Origin of the sequence: Streptosporangium sp. NPDC006013, from assembly GCF_040614275.1 — a bacterium.
Lineage (GTDB): Bacteria > Actinomycetota > Actinomycetes > Streptosporangiales > Streptosporangiaceae > Streptosporangium.
Window position 1 is genome coordinate 32,290 of sequence record NZ_JBEXUE010000016.1, and the last position, 18,134, is coordinate 50,423.

Here is an 18,134-nt window from a genome sequence, read left to right on the forward strand (position 1 = left end):
ATTACCTGCAGTATCGCAACGTACGTCCCGATTATCGGGAGAAGCTGTGGCCCCTTGGCAATTTGCCAGATATCACGCAGCGTTTCTCAACAGTTACGAGCGCGAAAATCTGACCGAAGTTGGCAAGAAGATTCGGCCCGGTCTCTACTGGTCTCATTACGCAAATCGGTAAGCTGCACCACATGCGTGCGCCGCCCGGATACCTTCTTGCAGCGCGCTACCGGCTGTCAGAACCGGTTGGGCGCGGTGGCATGGGCACTGTCTGGCGCGCACATGACGAGTTGCTCAACCGCGAGGTGGCCGTCAAGGAGGTCCGCCTCCCCCTGATCCTCGACGAGGATCTCCGCGCCGAGCTGTGCGCCAGGACCGAACGTGAGGGACGGGCGACCGCGATGGTCGCCCACCCCTCGGTCATCACGGTCTTCGACGTCGTCACCGAGGACGAGCGCCCCTGGATCGTGATGGAGCTGCTCCGTGCCAGATCGCTGGAGCAGCTCCTGCAGGACCACGGCCCGCTGCCGCCACGCCAGGTGGCGGAGATCGGCCGTCAGGTCCTGGGGGCGCTGCGCGCCGTGCACGCCAAGGGGATCCTCCACCGCGACGTGAAGCCCAGCAACGTCCTGGTGACCGACGACCGGGCGGTGCTCACCGACTTCGGCCTGGCCGCGCTGGAAGGCGACGTGTCGATCACCCAGGCGGGCATCGTGCTGGGCTCGGCCGGATACATCGCCCCCGAGCGCGTGCTGGGCGCCAAGGCCAGCCCGTCCGGCGACCTGTGGTCACTCGGCGCGACCCTCTACACCGCCGTCGAGGGCCGCGGCCTGCACGGCCGCCGTACGGCCGCGGCCGCGCTCGCCGCGCTGACCAGTGGCGAGCCGATCCCCATGGAGCGGGCAGGCCCGCTGACGCCGGTGCTGCGGGGCCTCCTCACGATCGACCCGAACTCCCGGCTCGACACCGGACGGGCCTCGCTGATGCTCGCCCGGGTGGCGGCCGGCGGGCTGGTCGAGGATTCCTTCACCATGCCTCCGGCCCGGCCCGACGTCAGGTCCGCACGGCCCGATGTCAGGCCCGACATCAGGCCCGCCAGGCGCCCCGACGGCAGGCCGCCCGTGGGCGGGTCCGGCGGGACCCCGGTTCCGCCGTTCAGCCGTCGCTCCCAGCACCGCGGGCTGCACCGGTTCGGCTCGGTGCCGACGCCGACGTCGGCGCCGCGGCCCTCGTCTCCCCTGTCGGCCCCGCCACCCTCCGGACCGATGTCGGCACCGGTGCCCCAGCCTCGGGTACACCGGCGCCCCGGCGAGGGCGTGCACAGAAAGCCGACGGAGGTTTCGCCGAGCTATCGCCCATTTGTCCGTTTTATGACACCCCTTATAAGGTTGATGCTCCCGCGTCTTCTCTGGCCGAGGGAACTCCGTAAGCGCGGGTAAAGCGCTTCTCAAGGTGGAATGGCTATCTTCTTCTCATGCCGGAACAGCAGATGCGCGTGCTCGCGGACCGTTACGAGCTGATCGCGCCGCTCGGCCGGGGCACGATGGGCACAGTGTGGAAAGCCCGTGACCGTTCCCTCGGCCGTGAAGTCGCGATCAAGGAGATCCGTCAGGAGCCCGGCCTCAGCGAGGCGCAACGCGCCGAACTTCGGGAACGGATGATCCGCGAGGGTCGCACGGCCGCCCGCATCAGTCACCCCTCGGTGGCCACGGTCCACGACGCCATCGTCGAGGACGGCAGCCCCTGGATCATCATGGAACTCGTGCAGGCACGCTCCCTGGAGCAGGTGATCGAGGAGGAGGGGCCACTCCCGCCCCGCCTGGTCGCCGAGATCGGGGCCGACCTGCTGGGGGCGCTCCGCGCGGCCCACGCCCAGGGAGTGCTGCACCGCGACGTCAAGCCCGGCAACGTGCTGATCACCGAGAACGGCCGGGTGGTTCTCACCGACTTCGGCATCGCCAAGGCCGAGGGCGACACGAGCCTCACCAAGACCGGCATGGTGATCGGCTCTCCCGGATACACGGCGCCCGAGCGGGCCCGCGGCGAGCACAACGGACCCGAGTCGGACCTGTGGTCCCTCGGCGCCACGCTGTACTTCGCGGTCGAGGGCCGCCCGGCCTACGAGCGGGCCTCGGTGGCGGAGACCCTGGCCGCGCTGATGAGCGAGCAGGTCGACCCGCCGACCCAGGCGGGGCCACTGCGCCCGGTGCTCGAACAGCTGCTGGAGAAGGACCACACGGCGCGGCTGACGGCCGCTCAGGCGGGCGCGATGCTCCGGGCCGTGGCGGACACCCCCTCGCACCTCGCGGACTCCATCCCCGCCGCTCCCGCCCCCGCACCGCCCCCTCCCGCCTCGGAGACACCCGTCGCACCGGACGCGGAGGAGGACGACACCGACGGCTTCGACGCCGACCGCACCATGGTGGTCATCCGCCCCAAGGGCGGCCTGCGCATCCCCGGCGGAACGGCGCCCGTCGCGGAACCTCCCGCCTCCCCTCCCCCCGCCGCGGCCCCCGGCCGTACGACGGCCTCGCCCTACCCGGACAGCCCGCCCCCCGCGGAGCCGGGCGGGCCGGTCCCGGGGCGACAGGGCCCTCCCGGTCTCGGGACTCCGGTCGCCCGGGGACCCGCGACCACCGGTCGCGGCCCGGGCGCCTTCGGGCGGCAGGAGAACGAGCACGGATTCCCCGACAGCGGAAAGCCTGACCTCTCCGCCACCCCGCCGCACGGCTTCCCTCCGATCGATCCGGAGTTCGGGGCGCCCGTCGCCGGACGCCCGGAAGCTCCCGCCGCCCCGCCGCACGCCCCGCTCCCCGGCGACCGGCCCGCCGGCCCGGGAGCCCCGATGTCCTCGCAGCCTTGGCGCCCGCCGGGGCCCGAGTCCTCCGACGGCGTCTTCGGCCGCTCTCCCGGCCTGGGCACCGACCTGTTCGCGATCGCGGGTCAGAACGGCCGGCACGCCCCCGGCGCCCCCGGGGAGCGGCAGGCCCCCTCGAAAAAGCCCCCGATCGGCATCCTCGTCCTCATGGGCGTGGCCGCGATCGCACTGGTAGTGATCATGATCCTGGTGGTGGCCGCCTTCTCCTGAGGACTCCCCCGGTAAGGACCCGCACCCGCCGGTTTGATTCCCTCCCTGGGACGCAGACTGGACGTATGAGCGAGTATCGGATCGAGCATGACTCGATGGGCGAGGTGCGGGTGCCTGCGGGCGCGAAGTGGCGGGCGCAGACCCAGCGGGCGGTGGAGAACTTCCCCGTCTCCGGGCGCGGGCTGGAGGTTCCGCACATCTCCGCACTCGGCCTGATCAAGGCCCTCTCCGCCGAGGTCAACGCCGAACTGGGGGTGCTCGACAAGGAGATGGCGCAGGCGATCGCCGAGGCCGCCACCGACGTCGCGGAGAACGAGTGGGACGGCGAGTTCCCCGTCGACGTCTTCCAGACCGGCTCCGGCACCTCCTCCAACATGAACGCCAACGAGGTGATCGCCACCCTCGCCGAGGAGCGGCTGGGGCGCCCCGTCCACCCCAACGACCACGTGAACGCCTCACAGTCGTCCAACGACGTGTTCCCCACCTCCATCCACGTCGCCGCCATGACCGAGGTGTCGTACCACCTGCTCCCCTCCCTACGGCACCTGGCCACCGCACTGCGGGACAAGTCACTGGAGTTCGACGGCGTGGTGAAGGCGGGGCGCACGCACCTGATGGACGCCACCCCGGTCACGCTGGGCCAGGAGTTCGGCGGGTACGCCACGCAGATCGACAACGCCATCGGGCGGGTGCGCGGCGCGCTCCCGCACCTCGCCCAGCTGCCCCTGGGCGGTACCGCGGTCGGCACCGGCGTCAACACCCCTCCCGGCTTCGCGGCCAAGGTCATCGAGAAGCTGCGCGAGGCCACCGGGCTGCCGTTCTCCGAGGCTCCCGACCACTTCGAGGCCCAGGGGGCCCGGGACGCCATCGTGGAGCTCTCCGGCCAGCTCCGTACGGTCGCGGTCTCGCTCAACAAGATCGCCAACGATCTCCGCTGGATGGGTTCCGGCCCCCGGGCGGGGCTGGGCGAGATCAACCTGCCCGACCTCCAGCCCGGCTCGTCGATCATGCCGGGCAAGGTCAACCCGGTCGTCCCCGAGGCGGTGACCATGGTCGTCGCCCAGGTCATCGGGAACGACGCGGCCATCGCCTTCTCCGGCGCCTCGGGCACGTTCGAGCTCAACGTGATGCTCCCGGTCATCGCGCGCAACATCCTGGAGTCCATCCGGCTGATCGCCAACGCCTCCCGGCTACTGGCCGACCGGTGCGTGCACGGCATAACCGCCAACACCGACCGCCTGCGCGAGTACGCGGAGTCCTCACCGTCGATCGTCACCCCGCTCAACCCCTACGTCGGGTACGAGGAGGCCGCCAAGATAGCGAAGCAGGCCCTGGCCGAGCGCAAGACCATCCGCGAGGTCGTCATCGAGCGCGGCCACGTCGCCAGCGGCTCCCTCACCGAGGAACGGCTCGACGACCTGCTCGACGTGCTGTCCATGACCCGGCCTCCGTCCTAGCCCCCGCCTGCCGCGCCTCCGCTCACCACGGTCGCCCGGACGCGCCCCGCCGCGTCGTGCCGCGGCTCCCTTCCCCGCCTCGCGAGGCACCGCCTGACCGGCCCACGCCACGGCGAGATCCGCAGGGCGGTGCCCGGAGCCGCGACCCGACCCGCGCCGTGCACCGGTCACCTGCGAAACTGCGAGACATGACCCAGATCAAGTTCTACGGCCGCCGGGACGTGTGGTCCGGCCGGCGTCAGGAGATCTCCGACACCGTCCACGGCTGCCTGGTGGACGTCTGGCAGCTCCCCGAGGACAAGCGGTTCCACCGGTTCCTGCTGCTGGACGCCGAGGACCTGGTCTGCCCGCAGCGGAGCGAGCGGTACCTCATCGTGGAGATCGTCTGTTTCGGCGGCCGATCGGACGAGGCCAAGCGCGCGCTGATCCGCGCCCTGTTCACCAGGACCGGGGAGGCACTCGATCTCCCCGCCGAGGACCTGGAGATCGTGATCATGGAGTCGCCCAAGGTCAACTGGGGCATCCGCGGCCTCCCCGGCGACGAGCTGACGCTCATGTATCCGGTCACCATCTGAGACACCGCCTTCCCTTCGGCGGTGGCCGGCCCGGGAGGCTCGTACTCCGGCACGCATCGACATCTCCCCGAACCGGGCGGGAGGGCGGGGTCAGGCCACATATACCGGGAATGGAGTGTGGGGGTGGGCGACATGGGCTGGGATTCAGGTCATTGCCTAGATTCGGCAGCATGATGGACCTAGCGGGTCGGCGCGCCGTGGTGACCGGGGCGGGCAGCGGGATCGGGCGCGCCTGCGCGCACCGGCTGGCCGCGGCCGGAGCACACGTGCTGGTGGTCGACATCGACGCCGAGGCTGCGGCCAAGGTCGCCGCGGAGATCTCGGGGACACCCGTCGTCGCGGACCTGTCGGCACCGGACTTCACCCGGGCGATCCCGCCCGGCACGGACATCCTGGTGAACAACGCGGGATTCCAGCACGTCGCCCCGATCGAGAAGTTTCCCCCCGAGGTGTTCTCCAAAATACTCAAAGTGATGGTGGAGGCGCCCTTCCTGCTGGTCAGGGAGGCGCTGCCGGGAATGTACGAGCGCGGCTGGGGCCGGATCGTCAACATCTCCTCGGTCCACGGGCTCCGCGCCTCGCCCTACAAGTCCGCGTACGTCACCGCCAAGCACGCCCTCGAAGGGCTGTCCAAGGTGATCGCCCTGGAGGGCGCCCCGCACGGCGTCACCTCCAACTGCGTCAGCCCCGCCTACGTCCGCACCCCCCTGGTGGAGAACCAGATCGGCGCCCAGGCCGGGACCCACGGCATCGGCAGGGACGAGGTGGTCGAGCAGATCATGCTCGCCCCCGCCGCCATCAAACGGCTCATCGAACCCGCGGAGGTAGCCGAACTCGTCGCCTACCTCTGCGGCCCGCACGCCTCCTCCATAACCGGCACCTCCCTCCCCCTCGACGGCGGCTGGACCGCCCGCTGACCCCCATGAGACCGTGCCGACGACTGGACCGAGGAGCGCCCATAAGGTCGCGACATAAGGGACGGGCCAAACGCCCCATCCCAAGGGACTACCCGCGAGGCCGCGCCGGCGACTGGACCGAGGAGCGCCGTGAGGCCACGCCGGCGACTGGACTGAGGAGCGCCGTGAGGCCGCGCCGGCGACTGGACTGAGGAGTGAAGGAGCGAAGCGGATGAACGACGAGGGAAGGAGCCGGATCCCAGCGGCCGAACCGCGACGCGCCGGCGTCGCCGACAACACAGAGCGAAGCGGATGAGTGACGAGGGAAGGAGCCGGGTAAGAGCGTCCGAACCGCGACGCGCCAGCGTCGCAATTAACACTGTCTTTCTTGAGCTGCTGGCCAGGGAGGCGTCGGCGGTCGAGTTCGAGGGACCCGTTCTCGCGGCGAGGAGCGCCGGGATCGGCGCGGAGGCGCTGGCCGAGCTGGAAGAGGCCAAGCTCACCGCGTTGAAGGTACGGGCGTTGCTGCGGCGCAGGGCGAAGCGTGAGGCGGAGCTGTCCGCGCTGTTCGACACGGCCGGCGACCTCGCGGGACTGCGGGATCTGGACGCCGTCCTGGAGGCCATCGTGCACCGGGCCAGGCAGCTGCTCGGCACCGATGCCGCCTACATGACACTGCACGACCCCGAGCGGGGCGACACCTGGATGCGGGTGACCGACGGCTCGGTCTCGGCGAAGTTCCGGGCGCTACGGCTGCCCATGGGCGCGGGTCTCGGCGGGCTGGTGGCCCAGACCGCCACCCCGTACTCGACCGCCGACTACTTCGCCGACGCGCGCTTCCGGCACAAGACCGACATCGACGACGCGGTGCTGGAGGAGGGGCTGGTCGCCATCCTCGGCGTGCCGCTCAAGCTGGGCACTCGAGTGATCGGGGTGCTGTTCGCGGCCAATCGGAGCGTGCGGCCCTTCACCCAGGACGAGGTCGTGCTGCTCGGCTCGCTGGCCGCGCACGCGGCGGTGGCGATCGACAACGCCCGGCTGCTGCAGGAGACCAGGAACGCGCTGGAGGAGCTCAGCGAGGCCAGCCGGCAGGTGAACGCGCACAGCCAAGCGGTGGAACGCGCGGCTCTCGCACACGACCGGATGACCGGTCTGGTGCTGCGCGGCGGCGGAGTCGAAGACGTGGCGGCGGTGGTGACGGAGGTGCTCGGCGGCTCGCTGACGGTGCTCGACGACGCCGGACGCCCGATCGCCGGGGACGCGAGCGTGCTGGAGGGCACGCTGGACGAGGAGACGCTCGACCGGGCGGAATCCGAGCAGAGATCGGCACCGAGATCCACCCAGAGGTCGGCGCGGAAGCCGGCCCGGAGGTCCGGTGCCGGGCGGAAGGAGGGCTCCGGGCAGCCGCCGCGGAAGGCGGCGGACGTGATCGCGGACGCCGCGCGGTCGTCGAGGGCACTCGGGCGCACCGTGTGGCGGGGGAACCTGCTGGTCGCCTCGGTGGACGTGGGTGCGGAACCGCTGTGCACGCTGGTGTTGCGCAACGGCGGCCAGATGTCGGACGCCGATCATCGCATCCTGGAGCGGGCCGCGCTGGTCACCGCGTTGCTGCTGCTGTTCCGGCGCACGGTGGCCGAGGCGGAGGGCCGGGTCAGGGGCGAGCTGCTCGACGACCTGATCTCACGGCCCGAACTCGACGGCCTGGCCGACCGCGCCCGGCGGGTGGGCGTGAACCTGGACGCCGACCACGTGGTGGTCGTGGTCCGCCACGGCGGCGGGCGGGAGCGGGCCGCCTTCTGGGCGTCCTCCCAGGCGGCCCTGCACCACGGCCTGGCCGCCCAGCGCGGTGACGAGGTGGTCCTGCTGCTGCCGGGGCACCGGCCCGGCCCGCTGGCGAAGCGGGTGGCGACCGAGCTGAGCGCCTCGCTGGGCCACCCGGCCACGGCGGGCGCCGGAGGACCCGTACGCGGCGCCGCGGAGGTGGCCGCGGGGCATCGGGAGGCCCAGCGCTGCGCCGACGCCCTGGTGGCCCTGGGGCGGGCCGGAGACGGTGCCGACGCCAGAGAGCTCGGCTTCGTCGGACTGCTGGTCGGCGAGGGACGCGACATCGGGGCGTTCCTCACCTCGACGCTCGGCCCGGTGATCGACTACGACGCCCGCAAGGGCACCGCGCTGGTGCGGACGCTCACCGCGTACTTCGGCGTGGGCGGCTCGCTGTCGCGTACGAGCGAGACCCTGCACATCCATGTCAACACGGTCACCCAGCGCCTGGATCGGATCGGCCAGCTCCTCGGCGACGACTGGCAGGCGCCCGACCGGGCCCTGGAGATCCAGCTCGCTCTCCGCCTGCACCGCCTCAGCGGCTGACTCGGCGGCCCACGCGGTCCTCCGCTCCGATCCCCGGCGGCGCCGAGCCCCTGCCGCCGAGCCCGGCCGCCGCGGGCGTATCGCACGGCCCCGAACACCCACATAGGACGCTTGTCGGCTATGGCTGTCATCCCCATAGGAGTGACGCCGGTCACTACGTACGGTAGCCGAAATCCCCCCAACAGCGACTTCCCCTGGTGAGTGAGATGGCAGAGAAAACCCGAACCCCCATCGGAAAGATCGTCGGCGCCAGCCTCATCGGCACCACGATCGAGTGGTATGACTTCTTCCTTTACGGTTCCGCCGCCGCCCTGGTCTTCCCGAAGCTCTTCTTCCCCGAGTCGGAGCCGCTGACCGGCACCCTGCTGGCGTTCCTGACCTACGCGGTGGGCTTCGTGGCCCGCCCGCTGGGCGCACTGGTCTTCGGGCACTACGGCGACCGGGTCGGCCGCAAGAAGCTGCTGGTGCTCAGCCTGCTGCTGATGGGCGGGGCGACCTTCCTGATCGGCTGCCTGCCGACCCACGCCGCGATCGGCATGGTGGCACCGCTGCTGCTGACCCTGCTCCGGCTCGTCCAGGGCTTCGCCCTCGGCGGTGAGTGGGGAGGCGCGGTGCTCATCGTCTCCGAGCACGGCGACGCGGCGCGCCGCGGATTCTGGGCCTCCTGGCCGCAGGCGGGCGCCCCCGGCGGCAACCTGCTGGCCACCGCCGTGCTGGCGGCGCTGGCCGCGATCCAGACGGACGAGGCCTTCCTGAGCTGGGGATGGCGGGTGCCCTTCCTGCTCTCCGGCGCGCTGGTACTGGTCGGCATGTGGATCCGGCTGTCCATCAGCGAGTCGCCGGTCTTCCAGCAGGCCGTCGCCAACGCCGAGCCCGCCCCGTCCATGCCGATCGTCGAGGTGTTCAGGCACCACTGGCGGGACGTGATCACCGCGATCGGCGCCCGCTTCGCGGAGAACGTCTCCTACTACATCCTCACCGCGTTCGTGCTGGTCTACGCGACGACGTCGGCGGGGCTGACGAAGCCCGTCGTGCTCAACGCGGTGCTGATCGGGTCGGCCGTCCACTTCGTCTCGATCCCGCTGTGGGGGGCGCTCTCCGACCGGCTCGGCCGCCGCCCCGTCTACCTGATCGGCGCGGCCGGGGTGGGCCTGTGGGCCTTCGCGTTCTTCCCGCTGATCGACACGAAGAACTTCGCCGCGGTCACCCTGGCGGTGACCGTCGGGCTGATCCTGCACGGTGCGATGTACGGCCCGCAGGCGGCGTTCTTCTCCGAGTTGTTCGCCACCAGGATGCGCTACTCGGGCGTGTCGATCGGCTCGCAGCTCGCCTCGATCATCGCGGGCGGCCTGGCCCCGCTGATCGCGGTGGCCCTGCTGAGCGCCTACGAGTCGTCGCTGCCGGTCATGCTGTACGTGGTCGGAGCCGCCATAGTCACCCTGATCACCGTGTACGTCTCACGTGAGACCCGGGGACGTGACCTCGTCACCCTCGGTACCCGCGACGAGGCACCGACCACCCGCTGAGCATATGGAGAGACATCTGATGCGCATCGAGAACCGGCGGGTACCCACCGCCCGCATCACCCAGAACGTGCTGTCCGCCGCCGATGAGGCGACAGGTGGCGAGACGGTGCTGTTCGTGCACGGGAACGTGTCGAGCTCCGCCTTCTGGCGGGACACGCTGCTCGCCCTGGCGGAGGCGGGCCACCGGCCGCTCGCCGTCGACCTGCGGGGCTTCGGCGACACCGAGCCGGCCCCGGTCGACGCCACCCGCGGCCTGCGGGACTACTCCGACGACGTACTCGCCCTCATCGACGCCCTCGGGCTGGACGGCGTGCACCTGGTCGGCTGGAGCATGGGCGGCGGGGTGGTGCTGCAGGCGCTGCGGGACCGGCCGGCCGTCGTGCGGAGCGTGACGCTGGTCAATCCGGTCTCCCCGTACGGCTTCGGCGGCACACACGGCCCCGACGGGGCGCTGAACCACCCCGACGGCACGGGCGCCGGCGGCGGGTCGGCGAACCCGGACTTCGTGAAGCTGCTCGCGGCGGGGGACACCTCCGACGACTCCCCGACGTCACCGAGGAACGTGATGCGGACCACGTACGTGAAGCCCGGCACAGTGATCAAGGACGAGGACGCCCTGGTCGCGTCGATGCTCTCCACGAGGGTCGGCGATGACCACTACCCGGGCGACGCGGTGGCGTCGGAGGAGTGGCCAGGGGTGCGTCCCGGCACGCGGGGCGTGCTCAACTCCTTCTCACCGACGCACTTCCGGATCGACGACCTGCACACGATCGACCCGAAGCCGCCGATCCTGTGGGTCAGGGGCGAGGCCGACGTGATCGTCTCCGACACCTCGCTGTTCGACCTGGCCCACCTGGGCGCCCTGGGCGTCGTCCCCGGCTCCCCCGGCACCCCCGCGCAGCCGATGATCACCCAGACCCGCGCCGTCCTGGAACGGTACGGCCCGTACACCGAGGTAGTCCTGGACAGCGGTCACAGCCCGCACATCGAGCGCCCCATCGAGTTCCGCACCGCCCTCAACGACCATCTGAAGCGGAGCTGACAGTGTCCATGGCAACACCATCGCGTCGTGGTTGGGCCGGAGGGCTCGCCGCCGTCTTCTTCGCCGCTCTTCTGGTGGGTGGCCCCGCGGCAAGTGCGGGGACCTCTTCCGCGCACTGCGCCCGGCTGGACCGGGTGGTGGTGCCGGGGGCCGAGCACCAGGTGAAGGCGTGCCTGGACGACCTCACGACGGCCGGCACGATCGTCTCCGGGCACACCGACCCGGCCGACTGGGCGGGCCTGCACCCAGCGGGGGCGGTCAACCCCACGGGCGTGCCCGGCATCCAGGTCGACGGCTACTTCCCCGACACCTCGACCTCCAACACGACGCACGGCTGGAACCACGACTCGCAGTTCGTGCTCCGGCTGCCCGACGACTGGAACGGCGGGCTGGTGGTCGCGGGCACCCCCGGCAACAGGGAGCAGTACGCGAACGACTTCACCATCTCCGACTGGGCGCTGGCCAGGGGCTACGCCTACGCCGTGACGGACAAGGGCAACGTCGGCGTCACCTTCTACCAGGACGGCCGCAGGCCCGGCGACGCGGTCGCGGAGTGGAACGACCGGGTCACGCAGGTCGCGGTCGCGGCCAAGGCCGTCGTCGCGCAGCGCTACGGCAGGCTCCCGAAGCGGACCTACGCGGCGGGCATCTCCAACGGCGGATACCTGGTCCGCTGGCAGTTGGAGAACCGGGCCTGGCTCTATGACGGCGGGATCGACTGGGAGGGCACGCTCTGGCGGGTCAAGGGCGACAACCTGCTCAACTACCTGCCCCCGGCACTGCGGGCCTACCCGGCGGGCGACACCCAGGCGATGTACGACGCCGGGTTCGCACGCGGGTCGGAGTTCCTGTGGCCCTTCCACTACCAGTACTACTGGGACCTGACCCAGCGCGTCTACCGCGAGGAACTCGACCCCACCTTCGACGGCGACACCGAGGCGGGCACCCCGTTCTGCGCCTCGGGCACCCCCGCCTGCGACGCCGACTACGACTACGACGCGCGCAAGCCGTACGCGGCGGTGCGGAAGATCGGGCTCACCGGCCGGATCGGCAAGCCGCTGATCACGATCCACGGCACGCTGGACACGCTGCTGCCGATCTCCCGCTCCGGTGACGTCTACGCGGAGATGGTCGGCGGGCACCGGCCGTTCCGGTACTACCGGGTCACCGACGGAACCCATGTGGACAGCCTCTACGCCGCCTACCCCGACAGGCTTCGCCCGCTGCTGCCGTGCTTCCGCAGCGCGTTCGAGGCCATGGAGGGCTGGGTGGAGCGCGGGCAGAACCCGCCGCCGAGCGCGACCCTGCCGAGGCCCTCCGGCGGTGACCTGCCCAACGAGTGCCGGCTGGGCGCCTGATGTGGCCGTCGGTACGGGTGACCGGTCTCTGCCCGGCGAATGTCAGCTGAGCATGTAGCGGCGCTGCATGGTCTTGGTGACCCGGACCGCGTTCCTGACCCCCGGTATCCGCAGCGCGAGGCGTTTCAGCAGCGGGTACCAGGGCTCGGGAGGCCGGGCCGCGGCGGACTTGAGGATCTCCACCCGCCCGCCGCGGTTCATCTCCATCTTGAAGCGGAGCCCGGTCTCCTTACCGTCCACCCGTAGGAAGGGCGCCCAGACGCCCGGGGCGAGGAACCCCTCCCGGTACGCCAGCCGGGTCGGGATCTTGGCGATCAGCCGCCCGGCGAGCTGCCCGGGGACGCCCGGCTCGACCAGGGCGGGCGCGGCGACCTCGCGTTCCCTGCCGGTGGTCTGGCGGAACACCAGCTCCACGGGCGGCCCCCCGCTCGGCGGCACGTACGGCACGGGCACGACCACGAAGACGTGCTTGCGCTGCCTGATCACCGTCGTACCCGGCGAGACCAGGACGATCGACTCGGAGAACGAGCGGGGCTCCACGCAGATCCCCAGCTCCCCCCGGTCCGACCACCAGGGGACGACCAGCCGCTTGGAGTAGTCGGCGACCACCCCGGTGCAGTTCAGCGGGGACCCGGTCACCCGGGTACGGGCCTGCTGAGCCCCCCCGTACATGCGCACGTGGATCTCCCAGAGCCCCGGCGGCAGCGGGCCGTCCACGGCCGCCGAGTCGACGTCCAGCCGTGCCGTGCCGGTGACCTGGAGCCTGACCCCGTTACGGTGACGGCAGCGGATCATCGAGCACTCCACCGGCAGGAAGTAGACGACCCCGGTCTCCTCGTGCCTGATGTAGACCTCGAACCGTGCCCTGGCAGCGGCCTGGCTGACGTCGGCCATCTCGGGTGGGAGGCGGAGCCCGTCCAGGGGCACCGGAGGCTCCCAGAGCAGGCCGTCCTGCCCGTAGGGGATGAAGCGCATCGGGGTGCCGTCGGACTGCATGATCTCCACGGTCAGCCCCATGGTGAGCACGCCGTCGTCCCAGACGACGTCCATCAGGTCGGCCTGGAGGTGGATGCCCTGGGTGGCTCCGGCCAGCATGACGAGCTGGTCGAGCCGGCCCGCCCGCAGCAGCGCGGCGCGGGCCCGCAACTGCACCGGCAGCAGCAGGTCGAGGCGCGGGGGGAAACGCTGGACCACCAGCTCGCGCAGGGTCGTGAAGGTGGCCGCCCGGCCCAGGGAGGAGGTGGCGAACGCACCTCCGCCGAGCCGTCGCAACACCGCAGTGCGGAACCACTGGGCGTACATCCGATCGCGCCTGCGGCCCTCGGGGACCTCGTCGTCGATGATGTCGAGCAGCTCGCGCAACTCGGCGGCCCAGACGTACGGGTCCTCCTGCGGCTCGGTCCGCTCGGCGACGTGACAGCAGACCTGGCCGGCCATGACCACGATGATCTTGGCCCGCAGGTAGGCGCGGACGACGAAGGCCTGCTCGGCCAGGCGCCCGCCGGGGTCGGAGAAGTTCAGCGCCTCGTCGTCGAGAAAGGCCCTGCGGAAGAGCTTGTGCGGGGTGAGCAGCGTGAGCAGCCGGTCCTTGACCACGTCGGCACGCTCACGGTTGACGTCGAAGACCGGGGAGGGCGGCTTCTGGTCGTCGACCAGCCGCCCGATGAGGATGTCGGCCTCGGTCTCCACGGCACGCCGGTACATCAGCTCCAGAGCCATCCGTTCCAGACGGTCGGTCTGGCCGAGCATGTAGACGTACTCGCCTCTGGCCACCATGAGTGCGACGTTGCGGCCGCGCATCGGCGAACCGGTCCGCTCCAGGTGGAGCACCTTGACGTTCGACCGCACCGCGGCCACCGCGTCGAGGCGCTGCTGGATCCCGTCGTCGGAGCCGTCGTCGGCGAAGATCACCTCGTAGTCCTCGGAGGCCATCGACTGTTCCAGCACCGACCGGATACAGGCGTCGGCGCCATCACCGGGGTTGTGCACCGGCACTACCACGCTGACCTTCACATCCATGCGGCCAAGGGTGCGATGCCCGGGGCCGGGAGACGGTCAGACTTGCCGAGTCCTGGTCTCTCAGTACCAGCCTTTGGCCTGGGAATGGGCCCAGGCCCCACAGGGCGTGCCGTAGCGGCCCTTGATGTAGGTGAGCCCCCACTCGATCTGGGTGGCCGGGTTGGTCTGCCAGTCGCTTCCCGAGCTGGCCATCTTGTGGCCGGGGAGGGACTGGGGGATGCCGTAGGCGCCACTGGAGGTGTTCATGGCGCGCTCGTTCCAGCCGCTCTCCTTCATCCAGAGCTTCTCCAGGCAGCCCCACTGGTCGGCCCAGCCCCTGGACTCCAGCATCTGCTTGCCCAGCGCCCTGTTGCCGGTCGGGTTGGCGGTGCCCGGGGGGAGTCGCTGCGGATTGAACCCGCCACCGCCCGGCGCCTCGTCAACGATCTTGACCGGGTTGAGCACCTTGCGGTTGTCCCGCTCTGCGGCGATCTTGTCGGCCTTGAGCGCCTGAGCCGCCTGGGCCTTCAGCATGTCGGACCCCAGGTCGGAGCCGAACGGGTCGGAGCCGAGCACCTGCGCCATCTCTTCCAGGGTGAGCGGCTGCGTGGGCGGCGCCGAGGCGTTCTGGACCGCGGTGTAGGCGGTGAAGGCTCCGCCACCCACCACGACCACGACCGCGGTGCCCAGGATCAGGACGCGTTTGGGGGTCAGACGGCCCGGCGCCTTCGTCCTGGCCGTTCTGCGGTTCGCACGGCGGGCACGGGGCGCCGCCGAGCGGTCCTTCAGTTGCTGTGATCCTGGACTCACGACCTATGAGCTTGCCGTGCGGAGGGGGGTGGTCCGCAACCGGATCGGCAGACTTGGTCGGCGCCATACGGGATCCGCCGAGCTTCTCCTAAGCTAATCACCAGGCCACGGGCGCTTTCCCGGCAAGGAAAAGATGGAAGTGATTTTGCTCACATTTTACCCTACGGCGCCGCTTCGCCTCTCTATGTGATCACGGGAGCGCCCGAATCATGGTTTGACTACCTTATTCGGGTACTGTTTGCCTTATGTCAGGGTTCGTGACCTGGCAGATCCATCCAAGCCTTGGGAGAATGATTACCCGGTGGCAGGCATCCTCCTCGTCGAAGACGACCCCTCGGTCAGGACCGGACTGGAGCTGGCGCTCACCCGGCAGGGCCACTCCGTCACCGCATACGCCAGCGGTGAGGAGGCGCTTGAGCACATCAGGTCCCGCCGCCCCGAGATCGCCATCCTGGACGTCATGCTGCCCGGCATCGACGGCGTCGAGGTGTGCCGCCGCATCCGCAGGCTGGACCAGCTTCCGGTGATCCTGCTCACCGCCAGGGGCGACGACCTCGACGTGGTCGTGGGGCTGGAGGCCGGGGCCGACGACTACGTGGTCAAGCCGGTCGAGCCGCGAGTGCTGGACGCCCGTATCCGCGCCGTCCTGCGCCGGATGGAGTCGGTCGCCTCCGACCGCATCACCTTCGGCGACCTGGTCATCGACAGGGGCGCGCTGAAGGTGTCGCTGAGCGGCCGCGAGGTCCACCTCACCCCCACCGAACTGCGGCTCCTGCTCGAACTCGTCCGCCATCCCGGCCAGGTGCTCAACCGCAGATACCTGCTGCGGGCCGTCTGGGACCACACGCACGTCGCGGACTCCCGGCTGGTCGACGCCTGTGTCCAGCGGGTCCGCGCCAAGATAGAGGCGGTTCCCGCCGAGCCCGAGTTCATCCACACGGTACGGGGATTCGGCTACCGGTTCAGCCCACCGTGAAACGTACCCACACCGGCCTGCGCGGCCGTCTGGTGATCACCTTCACCCTGATCGCCGTCACCGCCTCCTCGCTGGTCGCCGGGATCGGCTACGAGTTCGTCAAGAGCCGTATGATCGGACGCGCCGAGCAGGTGGCCGTGAGCGACGTGCGCGACATCCTGGAGGGCATCAGGGTGCCCATCGGCGCGCTCTGGCCCGGGGACAGCCCGCCGACCGACGACGAGATCAGCGCGCTGCAGAAGAGCCTGCGCCCGCAGGGCGGCAGGGTGGTGGTCCGCTACGAGGACTTCCTCTACCCCGACGGCGAATTCGGCATCAGGGACGTCCCCGGCGACCTCGCCGCCAGGGCCACCCAGCGGATGGTCGCCAAGCGACAGACCATCAACGGCGGCATGTGGCTGCTCATCGGCACCCCGGTCTGGCGGATCGAGCCCATCCACACCGCCCAGCCCACCGGGATGACCGTCTTCGTGTTCGCCCCCCTCATCGAGGAGGAGCGCCTTCTCAGCGGCCTGCGGCAGCCGCTGGCCGTCGCCAGCGTCGCCATGCTGATCATCGCGCTGGCCCTGGGACTGCTGTCGGCCCGGCAGCTCCTGCTGCCGGTCAGGCGGCTCGGCTCCGCGGCCCGCGCGCTCGGCGCCGGCCACCTGGACACCCGCCTGCCCGTGCACGGCCAGGACGAGCTCGCCGAACTCACCGCCACGTTCAACGACACCGCCGCCGCCCTGGAGCGGAGCGTCTCCGAGCTCCGCTCGCTGGAGGCGATGTCCCGCCGCTTCGTCGCCGACGTCTCCCACGAGCTCAGGACCCCGCTGACCGCGATGACCGCGGTCACCGACATGCTCTCCGAGGAGGCCGAGCGGCTGCCACCCGAGCCCGCGGCCGCCGTGCAGCTGGTGTTGCGGGAGATCGCGCGGCTGCGGACCCTGGTGGAGCAGCTCATCGAGGCGAGCCGGTTCGACTCGGGTACCGCGACGCTGAACGTGGACACTGTGAACATCATCGACGTGATCTGGGACTGCCTGGAGATGCGCGGCTGGTCGGACCAGGTACGGGTGAACGTGCCCCAGGGACTGGTCTTCTCCGTCGATCCCCGGCGATTCGACGTCATCGTGGCCAACCTGGTGGGCAACGCCCTACGCCACGGGGAGCCTCCCGTGATGGTGACCGCCCGCAGTACTCCGAACGGCCTGGAGGTGAAGGTGCGCGACCACGGCAAGGGCATCCCCGCCAAGGATCTGCCGTTTGTGTTCAACCGCTTCTACAAGGCGGGCGCCCGGGGCGACGGCAGCGGGCTCGGCCTGTCCATCGCGCGGGCCAACGCCCAGTTGCACGGCGGCACGATCTCGGTCCGCGCGCAGCGGCCGGGAACCCTCTTCACGGTCTGGCTGCCCCCGGCATGAGACGCCTCACCTGCCTGCTCGCCGCCCTCGCGGTCCTGTGCGGATGCGGCATCTCTCCCACCGAGGTCCAGGACTACGGCCGCCCACCGGTGATCAGCTACAGCCCGACCTGGGTGACCGTCTATCTGCTCCGTGACGGACGGCTGGAACCGGCCAGGATCCCGGTGGTCTCCGACTCGGCCAAGAACATCATCGACACTCTCTTCCGGGCGGGCAAGCAGCCGCCGAAACGGGGGCTGACCAGCGCGCTCAACAACTTCAGCCACTACGACACCAAGACCACCCGGTACTCCGACAACACCGACCAGCGCAACGATCCGGACGACAGCCTGGGCTACCGGCTGAATGTGATCATCACGGGCGAGGGCAGGATCTCCAAGGAGGGCCTCGCCCAGATCACCTGCACCATCCGGCAGAACAAGCAGGAGAGCATCTGGAGCGTCGAGATCACCCGGCTCTTCCCCGGAGTCCCGGAGTCGATGGGCGAGCACACCTGCTTCGAGTTCCGCAAGCTCGCGGCCCCCGGCGTGCGGCTGCCGCCGTGAGCGCTCCTTGACGCCCGGTGTTGTGGGCCACGGCCGGCGCCCTCCGACCCGCGAATGACGCGCGAAGCGCGGTCGCGGATGCCTCACGACACCCGCGACCGC

General features: G+C 70.6%; 14 protein-coding genes. 12 read left to right on the top strand and 2 right to left on the bottom strand.

What is annotated here, in order from left to right; genetic code table 11:
• Positions 1–182 precede the first annotated feature (182 nt).
• The 9 genes from ABZ260_RS04680 to ABZ260_RS04720 all read left to right on the top strand — a co-directional run bounded on the left by ABZ260_RS04680 (position 183) and on the right by ABZ260_RS04720 (position 12,300).
• Positions 183–1,430 (top strand): serine/threonine-protein kinase, encoded by a 1,248-nt coding sequence (locus ABZ260_RS04680; RefSeq protein ID WP_355613013.1) that lies wholly within the window; start codon positions 183–185, stop codon positions 1,428–1,430.
• A gap of 35 nt (positions 1,431–1,465) precedes the next feature.
• Positions 1,466–3,079 (top strand): protein kinase, encoded by a 1,614-nt coding sequence (locus ABZ260_RS04685; RefSeq protein WP_355613015.1) that lies wholly within the window; start codon positions 1,466–1,468, stop codon positions 3,077–3,079.
• A 65-nt stretch (positions 3,080–3,144) separates the two neighbouring features.
• Positions 3,145–4,536: a class II fumarate hydratase gene (locus ABZ260_RS04690; protein ID WP_355613017.1), complete on the top strand. Its 1,392-nt coding sequence runs from the start codon at positions 3,145–3,147 to the stop codon at positions 4,534–4,536.
• 188 nt (positions 4,537–4,724) lie between these two features.
• Positions 4,725–5,111 (top strand): tautomerase family protein, encoded by a 387-nt coding sequence (locus tag ABZ260_RS04695; protein WP_355613019.1) that lies wholly within the window; start codon positions 4,725–4,727, stop codon positions 5,109–5,111.
• 173 nt (positions 5,112–5,284) lie between these two features.
• Positions 5,285–6,028 carry a 3-hydroxybutyrate dehydrogenase gene (locus tag ABZ260_RS04700; protein ID WP_355613035.1) on the top strand — a complete coding sequence of 248 codons (744 nt, stop codon included), beginning with the start codon at positions 5,285–5,287 and terminating at the stop codon, positions 6,026–6,028.
• 291 nt (positions 6,029–6,319) lie between these two features.
• Entirely contained in the window at positions 6,320–8,374 is a 2,055-nt protein-coding gene (locus tag ABZ260_RS04705) for a helix-turn-helix domain-containing protein (protein WP_355613021.1), read from the top strand.
• Between the two features lie 206 nt (positions 8,375–8,580).
• Positions 8,581–9,900 carry an MFS transporter gene (locus ABZ260_RS04710; RefSeq protein ID WP_355613023.1) on the top strand — a complete coding sequence of 440 codons (1,320 nt, stop codon included), beginning with the start codon at positions 8,581–8,583 and terminating at the stop codon, positions 9,898–9,900.
• A 19-nt stretch (positions 9,901–9,919) separates the two neighbouring features.
• Positions 9,920–10,942, top strand: coding sequence for an alpha/beta hydrolase (locus ABZ260_RS04715; RefSeq protein WP_355613025.1), 1,023 nt, complete (start codon positions 9,920–9,922; stop codon positions 10,940–10,942).
• An 8-nt stretch (positions 10,943–10,950) separates the two neighbouring features.
• Complete coding sequence (locus ABZ260_RS04720) at positions 10,951–12,300, top strand: tannase/feruloyl esterase family alpha/beta hydrolase (protein ID WP_355613027.1); 1,350 nt, start codon at positions 10,951–10,953, stop codon at positions 12,298–12,300.
• 42 nt (positions 12,301–12,342) lie between these two features.
• Here ABZ260_RS04720 and ABZ260_RS04725 read toward each other — a convergent pair whose 3' ends face one another.
• Together ABZ260_RS04725 and ABZ260_RS04730 are read right to left on the bottom strand one after the other, a co-directional pair.
• Entirely contained in the window at positions 12,343–14,319 is a 1,977-nt protein-coding gene (locus ABZ260_RS04725; protein ID WP_355613029.1) for a glycosyltransferase family 2 protein, read from the bottom strand.
• Positions 14,320–14,379: 60 nt separating this feature from the next.
• Positions 14,380–15,108, bottom strand: coding sequence for a transglycosylase SLT domain-containing protein (locus ABZ260_RS04730; RefSeq protein ID WP_355613031.1), 729 nt, complete (start codon positions 15,106–15,108; stop codon positions 14,380–14,382).
• Positions 15,109–15,409: 301 nt separating this feature from the next.
• On the opposite strand from ABZ260_RS04730, the gene ABZ260_RS04735 reads away from it, so the two are divergent.
• From ABZ260_RS04735 to ABZ260_RS04745, 3 genes are read left to right on the top strand one after another with little or no spacing between them, the layout of a single operon-like run.
• Positions 15,410–16,084, top strand: coding sequence for a response regulator transcription factor (locus ABZ260_RS04735; protein WP_030910870.1), 675 nt, complete (start codon positions 15,410–15,412; stop codon positions 16,082–16,084).
• Positions 16,081–17,487 carry a HAMP domain-containing sensor histidine kinase gene (locus tag ABZ260_RS04740; RefSeq protein ID WP_355562544.1) on the top strand — a complete coding sequence of 469 codons (1,407 nt, stop codon included), beginning with the start codon at positions 16,081–16,083 and terminating at the stop codon, positions 17,485–17,487. Before ABZ260_RS04735 ends, ABZ260_RS04740 begins: the two co-directional genes overlap by 4 nt.
• Entirely contained in the window at positions 17,484–18,032 is a 549-nt protein-coding gene (locus ABZ260_RS04745; protein WP_350926692.1) for a hypothetical protein, read from the top strand. The genes ABZ260_RS04740 and ABZ260_RS04745 overlap by 4 nt, the downstream gene beginning before the upstream one ends.
• Positions 18,033–18,134 lie beyond the last annotated feature (102 nt).